This is a genomic window from Afipia massiliensis, from assembly GCF_014203115.1.
GTDB classification, from domain to species: domain Bacteria; phylum Pseudomonadota; class Alphaproteobacteria; order Rhizobiales; family Xanthobacteraceae; genus Afipia; species Afipia massiliensis.
Genome location: NZ_JACHIJ010000003.1, coordinates 83740 through 98754, shown reverse-complemented (window position 1 = coordinate 98754; position 15015 = coordinate 83740). Strand labels below are relative to the sequence as shown.

17 protein-coding genes and 1 tRNA gene are annotated in these 15015 nt (G+C 62.2%); 5 read left to right on the top strand and 13 right to left on the bottom strand.

Going from position 1 to position 15015, the window contains the following annotated elements; all coding sequences use genetic code 11:
* Positions 1-10 precede the first annotated feature (10 nt).
* Entirely contained in the window at positions 11-334 is a 324-nt protein-coding gene (locus HNQ36_RS10015) for a DUF167 domain-containing protein (protein ID WP_184084324.1), read from the bottom strand.
* Between the two features lie 40 nt (positions 335-374).
* Complete coding sequence (locus HNQ36_RS10010; RefSeq protein ID WP_046828210.1) at positions 375-665, bottom strand: YggT family protein; 291 nt, start codon at positions 663-665, stop codon at positions 375-377.
* A 178-nt stretch (positions 666-843) separates the two neighbouring features.
* Here HNQ36_RS10010 and HNQ36_RS10005 point away from each other — a divergent pair.
* Together HNQ36_RS10005 and HNQ36_RS10000 are read left to right on the top strand one after the other, a co-directional pair.
* A tRNA-Ala gene (locus HNQ36_RS10005) sits at positions 844-919 on the top strand.
* Positions 920-1117: 198 nt separating this feature from the next.
* Entirely contained in the window at positions 1118-2341 is a 1224-nt protein-coding gene (locus HNQ36_RS10000; RefSeq protein WP_184084322.1) for a bifunctional alpha/beta hydrolase/OsmC family protein, read from the top strand.
* 168 nt (positions 2342-2509) lie between these two features.
* Here the strand turns inward: HNQ36_RS10000 and HNQ36_RS09995 are convergent, their stop codons facing one another.
* Positions 2510-3307 carry a glutamine amidotransferase gene (locus tag HNQ36_RS09995; protein WP_184084320.1) on the bottom strand — a complete coding sequence of 266 codons (798 nt, stop codon included), beginning with the start codon at positions 3305-3307 and terminating at the stop codon, positions 2510-2512.
* On the opposite strand from HNQ36_RS09995, the gene HNQ36_RS25940 reads away from it, so the two are divergent.
* On the top strand, positions 3203-3553 hold the full coding sequence (locus HNQ36_RS25940; RefSeq protein ID WP_210312040.1) for a hypothetical protein: 351 nt from the start codon (positions 3203-3205) through the stop codon (positions 3551-3553). The genes HNQ36_RS09995 and HNQ36_RS25940 overlap by 105 nt on opposite strands.
* A 34-nt stretch (positions 3554-3587) precedes the next feature.
* Here the strand turns inward: HNQ36_RS25940 and HNQ36_RS09990 are convergent, their stop codons facing one another.
* The 8 genes from HNQ36_RS09990 to HNQ36_RS09955 form a co-directional block, all read right to left on the bottom strand.
* Positions 3588-4364, bottom strand: coding sequence for an SDR family NAD(P)-dependent oxidoreductase (locus HNQ36_RS09990; RefSeq protein ID WP_184084318.1), 777 nt, complete (start codon positions 4362-4364; stop codon positions 3588-3590).
* 67 nt (positions 4365-4431) lie between these two features.
* Entirely contained in the window at positions 4432-4911 is a 480-nt protein-coding gene (locus HNQ36_RS09985; protein WP_184084316.1) for a tellurite resistance TerB family protein, read from the bottom strand.
* Positions 4912-5131: 220 nt separating this feature from the next.
* Entirely contained in the window at positions 5132-6541 is a 1410-nt protein-coding gene (locus HNQ36_RS09980) for an adenylate/guanylate cyclase domain-containing protein (protein WP_184084314.1), read from the bottom strand.
* 90 nt (positions 6542-6631) lie between these two features.
* Entirely contained in the window at positions 6632-8497 is a 1866-nt protein-coding gene (locus tag HNQ36_RS09975; RefSeq protein WP_184084312.1) for a TRAP transporter large permease, read from the bottom strand.
* Positions 8494-9162 (bottom strand): TRAP transporter small permease subunit, encoded by a 669-nt coding sequence (locus HNQ36_RS09970; RefSeq protein ID WP_046828205.1) that lies wholly within the window; start codon positions 9160-9162, stop codon positions 8494-8496. Before HNQ36_RS09970 ends, HNQ36_RS09975 begins: the two co-directional genes overlap by 4 nt.
* A gap of 114 nt (positions 9163-9276) precedes the next feature.
* Positions 9277-10425: a TRAP transporter substrate-binding protein gene (locus HNQ36_RS09965; RefSeq protein ID WP_184084310.1), complete on the bottom strand. Its 1149-nt coding sequence runs from the start codon at positions 10423-10425 to the stop codon at positions 9277-9279.
* Between the two features lie 222 nt (positions 10426-10647).
* Positions 10648-12045 (bottom strand): cytochrome P450, encoded by a 1398-nt coding sequence (locus tag HNQ36_RS09960; protein WP_184084307.1) that lies wholly within the window; start codon positions 12043-12045, stop codon positions 10648-10650.
* Between the two features lie 180 nt (positions 12046-12225).
* Complete coding sequence (locus HNQ36_RS09955) at positions 12226-13197, bottom strand: Bug family tripartite tricarboxylate transporter substrate binding protein (RefSeq protein ID WP_184084305.1); 972 nt, start codon at positions 13195-13197, stop codon at positions 12226-12228.
* A gap of 245 nt (positions 13198-13442) precedes the next feature.
* On the opposite strand from HNQ36_RS09955, the gene HNQ36_RS09950 reads away from it, so the two are divergent.
* Both HNQ36_RS09950 and HNQ36_RS09945 read left to right on the top strand, forming a co-directional pair.
* On the top strand, positions 13443-14063 hold the full coding sequence (locus HNQ36_RS09950; RefSeq protein WP_184084303.1) for a class I SAM-dependent methyltransferase: 621 nt from the start codon (positions 13443-13445) through the stop codon (positions 14061-14063).
* A 132-nt stretch (positions 14064-14195) separates the two neighbouring features.
* The gene (locus HNQ36_RS09945; RefSeq protein WP_184084301.1) at positions 14196-14420 is read left to right on the top strand and encodes a hypothetical protein; all 225 of its coding nucleotides are present in this window, start codon (positions 14196-14198) and stop codon (positions 14418-14420) included.
* A gap of 13 nt (positions 14421-14433) precedes the next feature.
* Here HNQ36_RS09945 and HNQ36_RS09940 read toward each other — a convergent pair whose 3' ends face one another.
* Both HNQ36_RS09940 and HNQ36_RS09935 read right to left on the bottom strand, forming a co-directional pair.
* The gene (locus tag HNQ36_RS09940) at positions 14434-14688 is read right to left on the bottom strand and encodes a hypothetical protein (RefSeq protein ID WP_184084299.1); all 255 of its coding nucleotides are present in this window, start codon (positions 14686-14688) and stop codon (positions 14434-14436) included.
* A gap of 53 nt (positions 14689-14741) precedes the next feature.
* Positions 14742-14918 carry a hypothetical protein gene (locus HNQ36_RS09935; RefSeq protein ID WP_006023395.1) on the bottom strand — a complete coding sequence of 59 codons (177 nt, stop codon included), beginning with the start codon at positions 14916-14918 and terminating at the stop codon, positions 14742-14744.
* Positions 14919-15015: the final 97 nt, after the last annotated feature.

Below are 15015 nucleotides of genomic sequence, written 5' to 3'. Positions count from 1 at the left end.
GTTTCTTTCGTCAGGAGCCTGTTGTCTTGGTCAGGGCGTGCAAGGCATCGCCCAATGTCTTGGGATCGCCATCCACCGCGACCTGCTTCAGCCGCGAGGTCACACCGGACAGCACCCGCACATGGCTTTTCGGCACATGAAGCGCCTTGGCGAGCAGTTCGGTCACCGCGCGATTGGCTTCGCCGCCCTCGGCGATGGCGCGGACCCGGACTTTCACGACGCTGCGGCCGTTGGCCAGGGTTTCAATGCCGTCGATCGCGTCAAGTCCGCCGCGCGGAGTGACGCGCAATGCGACGCTGATGCCTTGAGTGGAAAAGCGCCAAGGAAGACTCAAGGACAGCTCATGCGAGTCAAGGAACGGGGCGGCCTCGCGGTCAGATCACGTTCGGATAGATGTAGTAGGCAATCACGCGCTGGACGAACATGATGATGAGGATGACGATGATCGGCGAAATATCGAGGCCGCCGAAATTCGGCATGATGTTCCGGATCGGCCGCAGCACGGGCTCGGTGATCTTGTAGAGGAACTCGGCCACCGACGCGACGAACCCGTTGCGGGTGTTCACGACGTTGAAAGCGATCAGCCAGGACAGGATCGCCGAGGCGATCAGCAGCCAGACATACAGATCCAGAACGATGTTGATGATGTCGAGAATGGCGCGCATGGGTGCTGGCTCGCTTCCGTGGACTGCCGCCTCAATACCGGTTCGCGGCGGCGCAAACAAGGGAGGTTCCGGGTCCAAAAGCGCCGAAAACATTGATTTTTGGCGTTCTTGACTTGGCCATGATCGGGATTGTAAATGGCCTCACTTGTCCGCCGTCGCCGTTTGGCCGGCCGATTAAGGGGCCATAGCTCAGCTGGGAGAGCGCGTCGTTCGCAATGACGAGGTCGGCGGTTCGATCCCGCCTGGCTCCACCAACACTCCTCCGTAATGCGACATGCTGTTGGCGCAACGCGCTGCTTTTCGTCATGCCCGGGCTTGCCCCGGGCATCCACGTCTTCACCCGGCTGCGTTAGACAAGACGTGGATGGCCGGGACGACGCCCGGCCATGACGATGCTAAACTTCTGATACGCAGGCGGGAGCCGCGCAACAACCGCGCCGAGGGGGCCGACCATGCCGACCGAAAAATTTCAGTTTCCCGGATCAGACGGACAATTGCTGGCTGCCTCATTGGATCTGCCGGACGGCGCGCCGGTCGCATACGCCCTGTTCGCGCATTGCTTCACCTGCGGCCAGAATGTGCTGGCCGCCAAGCGGATCGCCGAGGGGCTGGCAAAGCATGGCATCGCCACGCTCCGGTTCGATTTCACCGGCATCGGCGCCAGCGAAGGCGAATTCGCCAATACGACGTTTTCATCGAATATCGCCGATCTGGTGCTGGCCGCGGACCATCTGCGAAAAACCCAGCGCGCGCCGTCCATCCTGATCGGTCACAGCCTCGGCGGCGCGGCCATTCTCGCGGCGGCGTCGCTGATCCCGGAAGCGAAATGCGTCGCCACCGTCGCCGCGCCCTCGGACCCGTCCCACGTCACGCATCTGTTCAAGGATTCCATTCCGGCGATCCGCGAACAGGGCGAGGTCGAAGTATCGCTGGCGGGCCGCCCGTTCCGCATCAAGCGCGCGTTTCTCGACGACATCGCCGAGCACAGGCTGACCGACACCGTCGCGAAACTTCACAAGCCGTTGCTGATCTTTCATTCGCCCACCGATGACTATGTCGGCATCGACAACGCGACCCGCCTTTTCGTCGCGGCGAAACATCCCAAGAGTTTCATCTCGCTGACCGGCGCGGACCATCTGCTGACGCAGAAGCGCGATGCGGTCTATGTCGCCGACATGATCGCGGCCTGGGCGATGCGTTTTCTCGATGCTGCGCCTGCAACGGACGTGGTGATACCGAATCCTGCCGCAGGCATCGTCGTGGTCAGCGAAACCGGCGCGAGCAAGCTTCAGAACATGATCGCCGCGGGCAAGCACCGAGTCCTTGCCGACGAACCGCTCGAAGTCGGCGGTCTCGATACCGGACCCGGACCTTACGATTTCCTGCTCGGCGCGCTTGGCGCCTGCACCTCGATGACGATGCGGCTCTATGCCGAGCGCAAATCCATTCCGCTGGTGCGCACCACCGTGTCGCTGCAGCACAGCCGAGTCCACGCCAAGGATTGCGAGGAGTGCGAAACCAAGGAAGGCATGATCAGCCGGATCGAGCGCACCATTGCGATGGAAGGCGATCTCGATGCCGAGCAGCGCGCGAAGCTGATGGAAATCGCCGACAAGTGTCCGGTTCACCGCACGCTGACGTCGGAGATCGCCATTGTGACGAAGGCTGTGCCCTAGCAACTAAGCACGATCTCTCTGCGGGTCGTCCCGGCGAAGGCCGGGACCCATAACCACCGGCACTCAATCAGGCAGGATGGTTGAAGGCTTCTTTGCCATGCAACGTTGACAGGGATGATGGGTCCCGGCCTTCGCCGGGACGACGCCGAGTATGCTTTAAAAAGAGCGCTACTCCGCCGCGAGCGATGCAATCGGCGCAGGCGGCGGGCGATGCAGCCAACCGTCGAGGAACGCTGTCAGCCAAGCGCGTTCCGCCAGATCATGGACCATGCGCCCGGTGAAATGCTCGGCACGGGTGCGTGCGCCCGGCAGCGACATGCGCTCATGCCCGCGCGTGGTCCAGCGGTGCAGCATCGCGTGGGTCACATCGGGATGAAACTGGATGCCGAAGCAGCGCCCGGTGCGGAACGCCTGCACCGGAAAATCGTCACCCTCGGCCAGTTGCTCGGTGCCTGCGGGAAGCTCAAAGCCCTCGCGGTGCCATTGATAGACATGATCGGGCCAGTGCGAGCAGATCTTCCGGCCGGCCTCGGTCGGCCGGATCGGATAGTAACCGACCTCGGCGCGGCCTTCGGGATGGGGCGCGACCTTCGCCCCTAGATGCTTGGCCAGCATTTGCGCCCCGAGGCAGATTCCGAGATAGGGCCGCTGTTCCTTCAGCGGCACAGCGAGCCAGTCGATTTCGCGGCGGATGAAATCCTCATTGTCGTTGGCGCTCATCGGGCCGCCGAAGGTGATCGCCCCGGCATAATGGTCGAGCGTTTCAGGCAGCGGATCGCCGAACACCGGGCGGCGGACGTCGAGGGGATGGCCCATGGCGCGCAGCGCGTTGCCGACCCGGCCGGGCGTGGACATCGGACCATGCAGGATGATCAGCACCGGGAGCGCGGTAAATCGGCCGCATGTCGTCAGGCCAAACGTGGTTGGTCCGAAACCGATTGGTCGATCACCATCAGGCCGCAGCATCGACGCGCCTTCTTCAATCCTCGCGGAGAACAAGCTTCTCCATTGAACGCCCAAATCGAAAATATTGTGTTGCCGGGGCTGCGTCGAGCCGGGATTTTCGCGGACGTGGTCTGCGCGGGAAAATGCAGGCGTTCACTGGACGCCGTCACCCTGAGGTGCCGTAGCGAAGCGGAGGCCTCGAAGGGCGACGGCAATGTTCCGGTCGGTCATCCTTCAAGGCTCGCAAGAGCTCGCATCTCAGGATGACCCTCCTGAAACAGCATACGTCGGGCCCCTGCCGCTAGCGCTTCTGCTGCACCCGCGCGACCGACGCCAGCACGAGGCTGCGCGGGGCAAAGCGCAACATGAACGGGATCATCCGCACGCCCACGCCGGGCAGCACCAGCCGCTTGTTCGACATCAGCCCGCGATAGCCGGCCCGCGCCACGGCCGCAGCCGACAGATTCAGCACCGCGGAATCCAGGCCTGGCTTGAAGCCCGCCACGCCCTGAAACTCGGTCGGGACGGTGCCCGGACACAAGGCCGTGACCCGCACGCCTTTCGGCCCCAGTTCGCCCCGCATCGCTTCGGTGAACGACAGCACGTAGGCCTTGGTGGCGTAGTAGACCGCCATCCGGGGACCGGGCAGGAACGACGCAATCGACGCGACGTTGAGGATGCCGCCGCGATGGCGCACCAGGCTGTCGGCGAAGCGCAGCGTCAGATCGGTCAGCACGCAAACATTCAGATCGACCATCGCCAGCTGCTGCGCGCGGTCGAGTTCGACGGCTTCGCCGAACAGGCCGTAGCCCGCGTTGTTGACGACCGTATCGACCTCGGCGTCCATCACCTTCAGCGACGCTTCGATCTTGTCGCAGGCGCCGGGTGCGCTGAGATCGCAGGCCAGAATCGCCGGACGCGGATGCCCGGCAGCGGCGATCTCGTCGGCAAGCTGTTTAAGGCGATCTTCGCGGCGCGCGACCAGCACCGTGTTGGCGCCGTTCAGCGCGAAAATGCGCGCCAGTTCGGCGCCGATGCCCGATGAGGCGCCCGTGATCAGCGTGACACGTTTGGTCATGGATGCATTCGGTTGTCTTGGGTCTGACGAAAACGAAGCGGCGAAAAATAAGAAGAAAAATGACGTGCTATGACGCGGTGTCCGGGGTCAGCCGGCCATCGGCTACACGGTGCTTGATATTGAGACGATCGCGGGAGGAAATACCGAGCAGGTCCGCGGCGCGCCAGACGACATTGTCCTCGAACTCAGAGACGTGGCCGTCGGCAAACACCAGCTCCCACATCATCTCGATGATGCGAAGCCGGCCTTCCTCGTTGACCGAGCGCATGATCACGCTGGTGAAGCGATAGAGGTCCACCGCCTCGCCCTCGACCAGCGTCGCGTCCGCAATCAGTTTTGCGGCCGTCCCGGTGTCAAGATCGAAACGATATTCGAGCAGCGCGTGCAGTTTGCGCTTTTCGGCCTCGGTCGGCTCGCCGTCGAGTGAAATCACATGGATGAGAAGTGCAGCGGCCGCCAGCCGGTAGTCACCATCGGCGAAGGTGCGCGTTTCTGATCCTGCGGGGGAAACAACGTCAGCGATGAAGTGGCGTAATCTATCGAGCATCAATCTCTGCAATCGAAAACGGGACTCGGTCGGAGGCGTGATTTCCGAGAGGTCGATACGGTTCTCGGTCATGCCCGAATAAAAGTCTAAGGCACAAGATCGTCAGGTTCTATGGCCTGAAAATGAAACTCTGGCAATCTCGCCCCCGGTTCCGGCCCCCTTCAACCCTGCCGTGCGCCCGGAAGCCGTCGCGGGTGCAACGGACTCCGACACAATCTCGTCATGGAATCTCGTAAATCACCACCCGGTCGGAAATTCCGCGCAGTTCGACGCTCTTTTCCGCAGGCTTCAGCCCGGCCTTGTCCAGCAGCTCCATGACCGCGGGCGATTTGACCACCGGCCCGGTGGCATTGATTGCCCGCTCCGTGACCTGCCCCTGCACCCGCGCCGCGATATTCACGGTCTGGCCGAAGTAGTCCTGCCGGTCGTTCAGCATCACCGCGAGACAGGCGCCTTCATGGATTCCGATCTTGACCAGCAGGTCCTTTGTCCCGCGCTGGTCGTTGAGGGCGTCCATCGCCTCACGCATCCGCAGACCCGCAGCGACCGCCTGCTCGGGGCGAACGAATGTCGCCATCACCGCATCGCCGATGGTCTTCACCACCGCACCTGCTTCCGACGCAATGATTTCCAGCAACGCCCGGAAGTGCGCGCGGACCAGATCGAACGCAGCGAGATCGCCGACGCGCTCATAGAGCGCCGTCGAGCCCTTGAGGTCGGTGAACAGAAACGTCAGTGATGTGATCTTGAGGCGCTGATCGAGATTGAGATTGTCCGCCTTGTAAACATCGCGGAAGGTCTGGTTCGCCAGAATCCGCTTCGCGGTGACAATCGGCTTGCGCTTGCCGAGCAAATCGTGAAGTGCATCGCCCGCGATCCACACCGACGGCAGCACACGATTTTTGGACTGGTTCTCCAGCGCCAGCCGCAGCGGCCCGGGACGCATCTCGATCGTATCGGTTGGAGAATGCACACCGTCGAACACCAGCGACGCATTCTGCTTGTCTTTCGTCGGCTCGCCCTTGACGTCGATAAAGAGTGCGGAGTGCGTGACGGGCTCGAACACGATCACAAACTGCGCCGGCAGCTGCAGCGAGACCACGACTTTTTCGCCCGTCGCAAGTTCAACCGCTTCCAGCGTCGCTTCGTTCACCAACCGCGAGAATGAATCCTCGTTGATGTCGATGCCCGAACTCCAGAAGATCTGCCGCCAGTAGTCCCAGCTCGGCAGCGTATGAGGATCGTGCGCCGCGATCCGGCGCACCCGCGGGCTGACGGTGAAGGCAACTTCGACCTGATCGTCGATGGAGGCCTGATAACCGGCTGCACAGAGGCCGCAGTGATAGTCCTCGGGCTGAAGCTGTTTCAGGGTGTCATGCGCGCCGAGGACGCCGCTGCATCCGGGGCACAGCACGTTCCAGGTGAGATCGAAGATGCCGAGCCGCGAGGCGTGAAGAAATCCCGAGATCACCTTCTCTTCGCCAAGCCCTGTTCTGGCGGCGAACTCGATCAGGTTGATCCGGTTGAGTTCATGATCGGCGCCGGTTTCGACCAATGTCTGGATCGCGTCCGCCACCTTGGGATCGGCCGTCTGTTTCAGCACCGAGTACAGGGAATTGAAATCGCTCATGCTGATAGCTTACGGCAGAACCCGCGGGTATCCAAGTAACGCATACGATGGACCGGCCGGCGCAAAGCTCCGGCCGATCACGTTTTCGCGTCAGTTCCCGTACAGATAGTTCGGCAGCCACAACGTCATGCCGGGCCACATGTACATCAGGACCATGCAGACGATCACGATCAGCATGTAGGGCATCATGCCCGCGAAAATCTGATTGAGCGTGACGTGCTTGGGCGCCACGCCCTTCAGGTAATACGCAGACATCGCCACCGGCGGCGACAGGAAGGCGGCCTGAAGGTTCACGAACACCAGCACGCCCCACAGGATCGGATCAATGCCGAAGTGCTTCAGCATCGGCAGGAAGATCGGCACGAAGATCACGATGATCTCGGTCCATTCCAGCGGCCAGCCGAGGATGAAGATGATCACCTGCGACAGGATCATGAACTGAACCGGCGTCAGGTTGAGCGACAGCACCCAGCTTTCCAGCAGCGCCTGTCCGCCGAGGATCGCGAACACCGCCGAAAACAGCGCGGAGCCGACGAACAGCCAGCACACCATCGATGTGGTTTTCGCGGTGAGAAACACCGCTTCCTTGGTGCGCTTCCAGTCGAGCGTCCGCGCCTGGAAGGCGAGCAGGAATGCACCCGCCGCACCGACCGCCGCGGATTCCGTCGCCGTCGTGATGCCGAGCAAAATCACGGCCAGCACCACCACCGTCAGGATGCCGAGCGGCATCACCGACGAAATCAGCAGCCGCAACACCTCGAACTGCTCCGCGCCCATGGTCCAGTAGTAGTAGAACAGGATCAGCCCGAAGATCGCGCAGGTGAATGCGAAGTACGTGTAGAACTGCGGCGGCGGCCCTGCTTCCGCCGGTGCTGCCGTGCCCTGGCCGCGCAACTCGGCGCTGCCCATTTCCTGCAGGGTTTCCGGCTCGCTTTTTTTCTCATCCGACGACGCGCCGCCGAGCTCCTGCAGTTTTTCTTCCGCCGGCTCCGCCGTGGAGGACGCCGACGGCGCGCCAAGCTGCTGACTGATGGCGGCCGAAGGCGCCGGCGCATCGGGCTGCTGGTGAATCACGACGTACCACCAGACGCCCCACAGCGTGGCCAGCGCCAGCGCCGCCGGCACCAGCGCAATACCAAGACTCTTGATCAGCGTACCGTAGCCAACGCGGACGCCGTCGGCCGTGATCGCCAGCGCCCTTGCCGGAGACACGGCGGCGGTCAGCAGCGCCGGCAGCATCTTGTCCGAATAGGATTTCTGCAGCGCGCTGACCCAGGGCCGCACCGGCACGCGCGTCTCGCTTTCCGGCAGCTTCGGCGCGATCTTCGGATTCAGCAGCGCCCAGCCGACGATGTAGATCAGATACAGCAGCGCCAGGAAGAAGCCGGGAAACATCGTCGCGGCGTAGAGCTTCACCACCGACTGTCCGGCGACAGCTGCGTAGACGATGATCATCACCGAGGGCGGGATCAGAATGCCGAGCGTGCCGCCTGCGGTGATGACGCCGGATGCGAGCTTCACGTCATAGCCGGCCTTCAGCATCGGGTTGAAGGCGATGACGCCCATCAGTACAACGACCGCGCCGACCAGACCCGAGGCGATGCCCCAGAACGTGCACACGATCAGCGTCGCCACCGCAAGCGAGGCGGGCACCCGCCGGAACGCGAGCTGGATCGAGTAGAACATCTTGTCCACCAGCGCGCCGCGTTCCATGACGTAACCCATGAGCACGAACAGCGGGATGGAAATCAGGACGTCGTTGGTCATCGCGCCGTAGGTGCGCTGAACCATCAGGTCGAAGATGTGGTTGTCGGCCCACGATTCGCCCGCCCGGTGATAGGCGAACAGACCGAAGAACATGCCAAGGCCCATCAGCGTGAACGCCGTCGGGAAGCCCATGATGATGACGACCACGATCAGGCCGAGCATCAACAGACCGAGTGCGGGATCGCTCATTTCAACACGTCTCCGCCCAGGCCGCGCTGACGCGCGCTTTCCTCAATACTTTGTGCATGCTCGATCGCAAGCTTGCGCGCGTCCTCGTCGACATACTCGCTGTGCGCCAGCTGCTCCTCGACGACGTCGATTTCGGACACGTCCTTCAGGCGCTCCGGCCACGCGCCGGTTTTCAGGCAAATGACACAGCGCGCGATTTCGGCGGCGCCTTGCAACAACAACAGCGCGCCGGCCAGCGGAATCATGAATTTGAACTGCCAGACCGGCGGACCGTCGGCGGTGACGTTGGAATGCTCGTCGATACGCCAGGAAACGACGGCGTAGTCCCAGCCCGCGTAAACCAGCGCGGCAATGCCGGGCAGGAAGAACACGATGTACAGTATGATATCGAGCGAAGCCTGCCGGCGCGGGGGCATGGAACTGTAGAGGAAGTCACCGCGCACGTGGCCGTTCTGCGCCAGCGTGTAGGCGCCGCCCAACATGAACAGCGTCCCGTACATCATGTTGGATGCATCGAAGATCCAGGCCGTTGGCATGTTCAGGATATAGCGCTTGAAGACCTCGGCGCAGACCAGTGCCATCAGCCCGATGATCAGCCAGGCCGCAGCCTTTCCGAAGAACGTGCTGATGCCATCGATGGCGTAAAGAAAACGCTGAGCGTTCATGAGCGTAAGAGCCAATGATGATTGGGATCGGACCGTCAGACCGACGATCAAACAATACAAGCATCATCCGGGATTGCTATCCCGGATGATGCGCTGTTCGTGCTGAAAATTACGTCAGGTCTTCTTCTTGGCGTTCGGCCCGAAGTAATGGTTGTAAGCCATACGCCGGCTCACCACCGTGTCCTGCTCCCACTGGGTCGCCCGCTTGGCGAAGGCCATCTGGGATGCGACGATTTCCTTGAACAGCGGATTTTCGGCCGACTTCTTCTCGGCGACCTGATCGTAGATCTCGAGCTGCTTCTGCAACACCGAATCCGGGGTCTTGTAGAACTTCACCTTGTCCTTGGACTGCATCTCCTCGTAGTCCTTGGAATAGCGGTCGATCGCCTTCCAGGCCATGTCCTGACCCGCTGCTTCCGCAGCATTGTCGAGGATCGCCCTGATCTTCGCCGGCAGCGCGTTGTACTTGTCCTTGTTGAACATGATCTCGAACTGCTCGGCGTTCTGGTGATAGCTCTGCAGCATGCAGACCTTGGACACGTCGGGGAAGCCGAGCACGCGATCGGACGAAGCGTTGTTGAACTCTGCCGCGTCGAGCAGACCGCGATCCAGCGCCGCAACGATTTCACCGCCGGGCAGTGCGTTGACCGCCGCGCCCATGCCGCTGAACACGTCGATCGAGATGCCGACGGTGCGGAACTTGACGCCCTTGAGGTCGTCGGCCTTGGTCACCGGCTTCTTGAACCAGCCGAGCGGCTGGGTCGGCATCGGACCGTACGGGAACGACACCACGTTGGCGCCGATCGAATTGTAGAGCTTCTCGAGCAGCTGCTTGCCGCCGCCATACTTGTGCCAGGCCAGCAGCATGTTCGCGTCCATCGCATAGCCCGGACCCGAACCCCACAACGCCAGGGCGTTCTGCTTGCCGTAGTGATAGGCGAGCACGCCGTGGCCGCCGTCGAGCGTTCCCTTGGAGACAGCTTCGAGCAACTGGAAGGCGGGGACCACCGCGCCTGCGGGCAGCACTTCGATCTTGAGATCGCCGCCGGTCATGTCGTTGACCTTCTTGGCGTAGTCGAGCGCGTATTCGTGGAAGATGTCCTTCGCCGGCCATGTGCTCTGGAAGCGCATGCTGGTCGGACCCGTTTGGGCGAGAGCCGGCGTCGCGACGGTCGCCGCAGCACCAGCCGCGGCAACTTTCAGGAAGTTGCGGCGGCTGGAGGTCTTCTCGCTGGAAGTCTTGTCTTTGAGTCGTTTCGTCATGGCGTTCTCCCCTGATGAGCCGGGTCCTTGCTGGCCTGGCTTTATTGGTTGGGCGCAAGACAAAGGCCTGCGCAGAGATTTGGCAAGAATGATCCGATCATTGCGACTCTTCGACGCGGCACAAGACGCTTTGGGATAAGACTTTGGAATAAGACAGCGCGCGAGGTGTTCATGTTGCGTCTGTTTCATCGCGCTGCAACACGCGTTCGATAGCGCTGACGATCAGCCGCGCGGCACGATCCGAAACATCGGCGAGCGGTCCGGCTGCGTCGTGACCACGCCGACCGGCGTGACCGGCGCGCGGTCGAGCAATTCGATCCTGAAGGCCGCGACCAACTTTGCCAGCGCCAGCGTGGCCTCGGTCAGCGCGAACTGCGCGCCGATGCAAACCCGTGGCCCGACGCCGAACGGAAGATACGCGAAGCGATCCGGCGGCGGATTGCCGGGCAGGAAGCGGGACGGGCGAAAGGCGTTGGGCTGGTCCCAAAGCTTTTCATGCCGGTGCAGCAGCCACGGCGAAATCAGCACCACGTCCCTGCTGGCGATGTCTGCCCCCGCCACCGTATCCGGACCGGCAGCGGCGCGCACGATCAGGAATGCAGGCGGATAAAGCCGCATGGTCTCGTCGAGCACCGCACGGGTGAAGGTCAGCCGGGTAACATCGAGCGCGCCGCCGGCGACTGCGATCTTCGCCTCCGCAGCCAGTTCGTCCTGCGTCGCGGGATCGAGCGCCAGTAGAAAAAGCGACCAGAACAGCGCGGTCGCCGTGGTCTCGTGGCCTGCGAGGATCATGGTCGACACCTGATCGCCGAGCTGTTCATCGGAGAACGCCTCATTGGTTTCGGGATCGCGCGCCGCCACCATCAGGTCGAACAGGTCGCGCGGCGCACCGCCCGCACCCGTTTCGCCCATCATGGCGCGGCGTTCGGTGATCAGCCCGCGCATGAAGCGCGTCCATCGCCGCCGGAACAACGCGCGCGAAACATCGCTTGGGCTCGGCCAGCCCAGCGGCAGCAACAGATCAAGGAAACGCGGTTGCGCCAGACGCTCGCCGTAGTCGTTGACGAAGCCGCGCAGTGCGGCGCCGTGCTTTTCGAGCTCGAACGAAAACATCGTGCGCCCGGCGATATCAAGCGCGAGCCGCTGCATGGCTTCGCGCAGGTCGACGGGCTTGCCGCATTCATTGCTCAACGCGCCGATCGCATCATCCGTCGCCGCCAGCATGTGCGGAATGAGAAGCGGAATGGCGCGCGGCGCGAAGGCGGGAGCAAGCGTGCGGCGCTGGTTTTTCCATGCCTTGCCTTCCGCCAGCAAAAGCCCTTCGCCGAGGATCGGCCGCAGCACCCGGATCCCGGCCGGGGTGCGGGTGTAGTTCTCGTAGTTGTCAACGAGCACATGCCGGATTGCGTCCGGCGTGTTGAGAATGAAGCTGCTGCGCCCGAAGAAACGCCCCCGAACGATATCGTCCTCATAGGCGCGCTGGCCCCAGCTTGCGATGGCGTTGCGCCGGATCAGGGACAGCCGGCCGAGCGCAGACAGATCGTCCGGCGCAAGCGGCGGCCGCGGCGGAATCAGCGGCGCGCGCGCCATCGGTGCGTCAAGGATCTCGGCAATGCTCATGCGTCACCTAACTGTCGGTAGACCATCATCGGCCCGAACTATGGCACGTTCCGGGCACAATCAATCGTGAGCGTCGTCACTCCCGCTCGTCCCCGCGAATGCGGGGATCCAGGCTCGTGAGGTCTGGATTCCCGCGTTCGCGGAAATGAGCGGAGAGAACGCGTTTCAATTCAGATATGCTCAGTTCGCCGTCGCGCCCGACGCCTTGACCACCTCGGCCCACTTCGCGCGTTCGCCTGCGATAAAGGCCGTGAACTGATCCGGCGTCATCGGTGACGGCACCGCACCGATATCGGTGAGCTTGGTCACAGTTTCCGGCATTTCGAGAATGCGCTTCATCTCCGCCGCCATTTTCTCGACAATCGGACGCGGCGTTCCGGCCGGCGCGAACAGCCCGTGCCACGAGGTTGCGTCAAAGCCCTTCAGCGTGTCGGCGATCGGCGGCACTTCGGGCGCGGTCGGGGAGCGCTGCGGGCTCGTGACCCCGAGCGCACGCACCGTGCCGGCTTTCGCCTGCGGCCACGCCAGCGTGATGTTGTCGAAGGCAAGATCGATGTGACCGCCGGTCAGGTTCTGCATGATCTCGTTGGACGAGCGATAAGGCACATGTGTCATCCGGGTGCCGGTCGCGATCTTGAACAGCTCCGCCGCCAAGTGGATCGAGGTGCCCACGCCGGACGATCCGTAATTCAGCTTGTCGGGATTGGCCTTCACATAGGCGACGAACTCCGCGACATTCTTCACCGGCATCGAATTCTTCACGACCAGCATGTTGGGCAGCCGCGCGATCAGCGAAACCGGCTGGAAATCCTTCACCGCATCGAAGGCCAGGTTCGAATATAGCGTCGGGTTGATCGCATGGGTGCTGACGGTGCCGAGCAGCAGCGTGTAACCATCGTTGGGGGCCTTGGCGACCGCGGCCGCGCCGATGTTGCCGCCCGCGCCGCCGCGATTTTCAACGACGAAGGACTGGCCGAACGTCACCTGCATGTGGCTCGCCAGCAGCCGCGCAAACAGGTCGGCAGTGCCGCCGGCTGTGAACGGCACGATGATCGTGACATTGCGCGACGGCCAGTTGTCCTGGGCATGGCCGGGCGAGGCAGTCTGAAAGACAAGGCAAAGCGCCGCGAGGGCGGCAGCAACGAAACGCATGGTCGTCCTCCCTGAATGCGCGCTCATGACGCCGGATGGTAGCGACTGCCTGACCGCGCTTGTTTTAATGCCGCCATTTCGGCACAAGCCGACCACAAGCGCAATGGCGCTGGCGCCGCATAACGCGGTCCCAGGCCTGCGGCGCACCAAGCCGCTGCTAGCCACGCTCCAAACAGCCGGGCCTGCCTGTTGTCCCGGGCGGGAACGAGCGCCATCTGTATTGCATTGCTGAGGACGACAACGCGATGACCGATACCAGCCGTCACACCCATTGGGAGCAGGTCTACACCACCAAGGGCGAGCGCGAGGTCAGCTGGTTTCAGGAAAGCGCGGAGCCGTCGATGGAGCTGCTTCGCGCGGCGGGCGCGAGCGCCGAGACCCGCATCATCGACATCGGAGGCGGCGCGTCCCGCCTCGTCGATACCCTTGTGCACGACGGTTTTCAGCACGTCACCGTTCTGGACTTGTCGGAGGCGGCCCTGTCGACCGCGCGCGCAAGACTGGGAGCTCATGCCGAGACCGTGCAATGGATCACCGCCGATGTAACGCGATGGGAGCCCGCGCAAACGTTCGACGTCTGGCACGACCGCGCCGCCTTTCATTTTCTGACGGAAGACACCGACCGCGCAGCTTACGTGGACAGGCTACGCCGCGCGGTGAAACCCGGCGGGCATGTCATTCTCGGAACATTCGCGCTTGACGGCCCGGAACGCTGCAGCGGGCTGGCTGTGGTTCGCTACAGCGGAGAAACTCTGGCCGACACGCTCGGCGCAGACTTCCAGCTCCTCGGGACGATCTCTCATCTCCACACAACTCCGTGGGGCAGCCAGCAGAGTTTTCAGTTCAGCACGTTCCGCGCTGTCTAAAGCTGATTCGAAAGCTACGACCTCAAGGTTCCCTGAATTTAAATCAGTCCAGGTGCCATTCCATCATCGAATTTAACCGGCATGCAGGTTCTGCCGTGCTAGGCTAGTTCAACCCACAAACCATAGGCGAACATGAAAAAGCCACTCACACTCCCCGAAGAAGAGCCCCGCAAGATCCAACGCGCCGACGTTCCACCCGCTGAGGGCTTTACGCTTGTGGTCGATGGTCACTTCAAAACGCAATACAATGACGAGGCAGCCGCAAAGGCTGCTGCTGCCGAGTTGCTGACCCGATATAAAATGCTGCAGATCGAAATTTATGATGCAGCGAAGCGAGAGCGAACGAGATTCTCGTAAGCGGCTAGCGCCTTCAGCAGCCCCGGCAGATGTTCTTCAGCCGAAGCGACAGCGCCTCATCGTCCTGCTTCATTCGCTCGATCGGATCTGTCGTCGTTGGCTTCGCGGCAGCTTCTGCTTTCTTTGCCGCGAGCGCCTTGGCCTGACGATCGTAGCAGGCCTCGCGGTTTGGCTTTGAATCAATGAAGCGGCATTGCTCGACCTTCGCAAAAGTCTGCGTTGCTCCGAGCAATGCGACCACCATGACTGAGGCTTGAAGAAATTTCATCAAAGAACCTGCTGGGTGATGTTTCGGAAAAAGCTGCTTTCCGCGATGGGCGGTCAGCCGATGAGCCAAACGCCCTTGTGAATATCGAAGCGCACCAGGCCCTCGTCGCGCATCTTCAGGAGGAGTGACTGGCAGTCCTCCTGGTTTTTTATGTTCACGCGCTTCATCACATCGAAAATTTTCAGGGGCTTTTCGCGAAGGGCGGCCAGAATCTTTTCTCTATCGGTCATTGTTGTTTCCCTTGCGCGTGGTTGTTCGTCACCGGCATGACGCGAGCAACGCCGCTGAAATGCCAACCTGCCCGTCTGCATACTGCTTTGATGACCC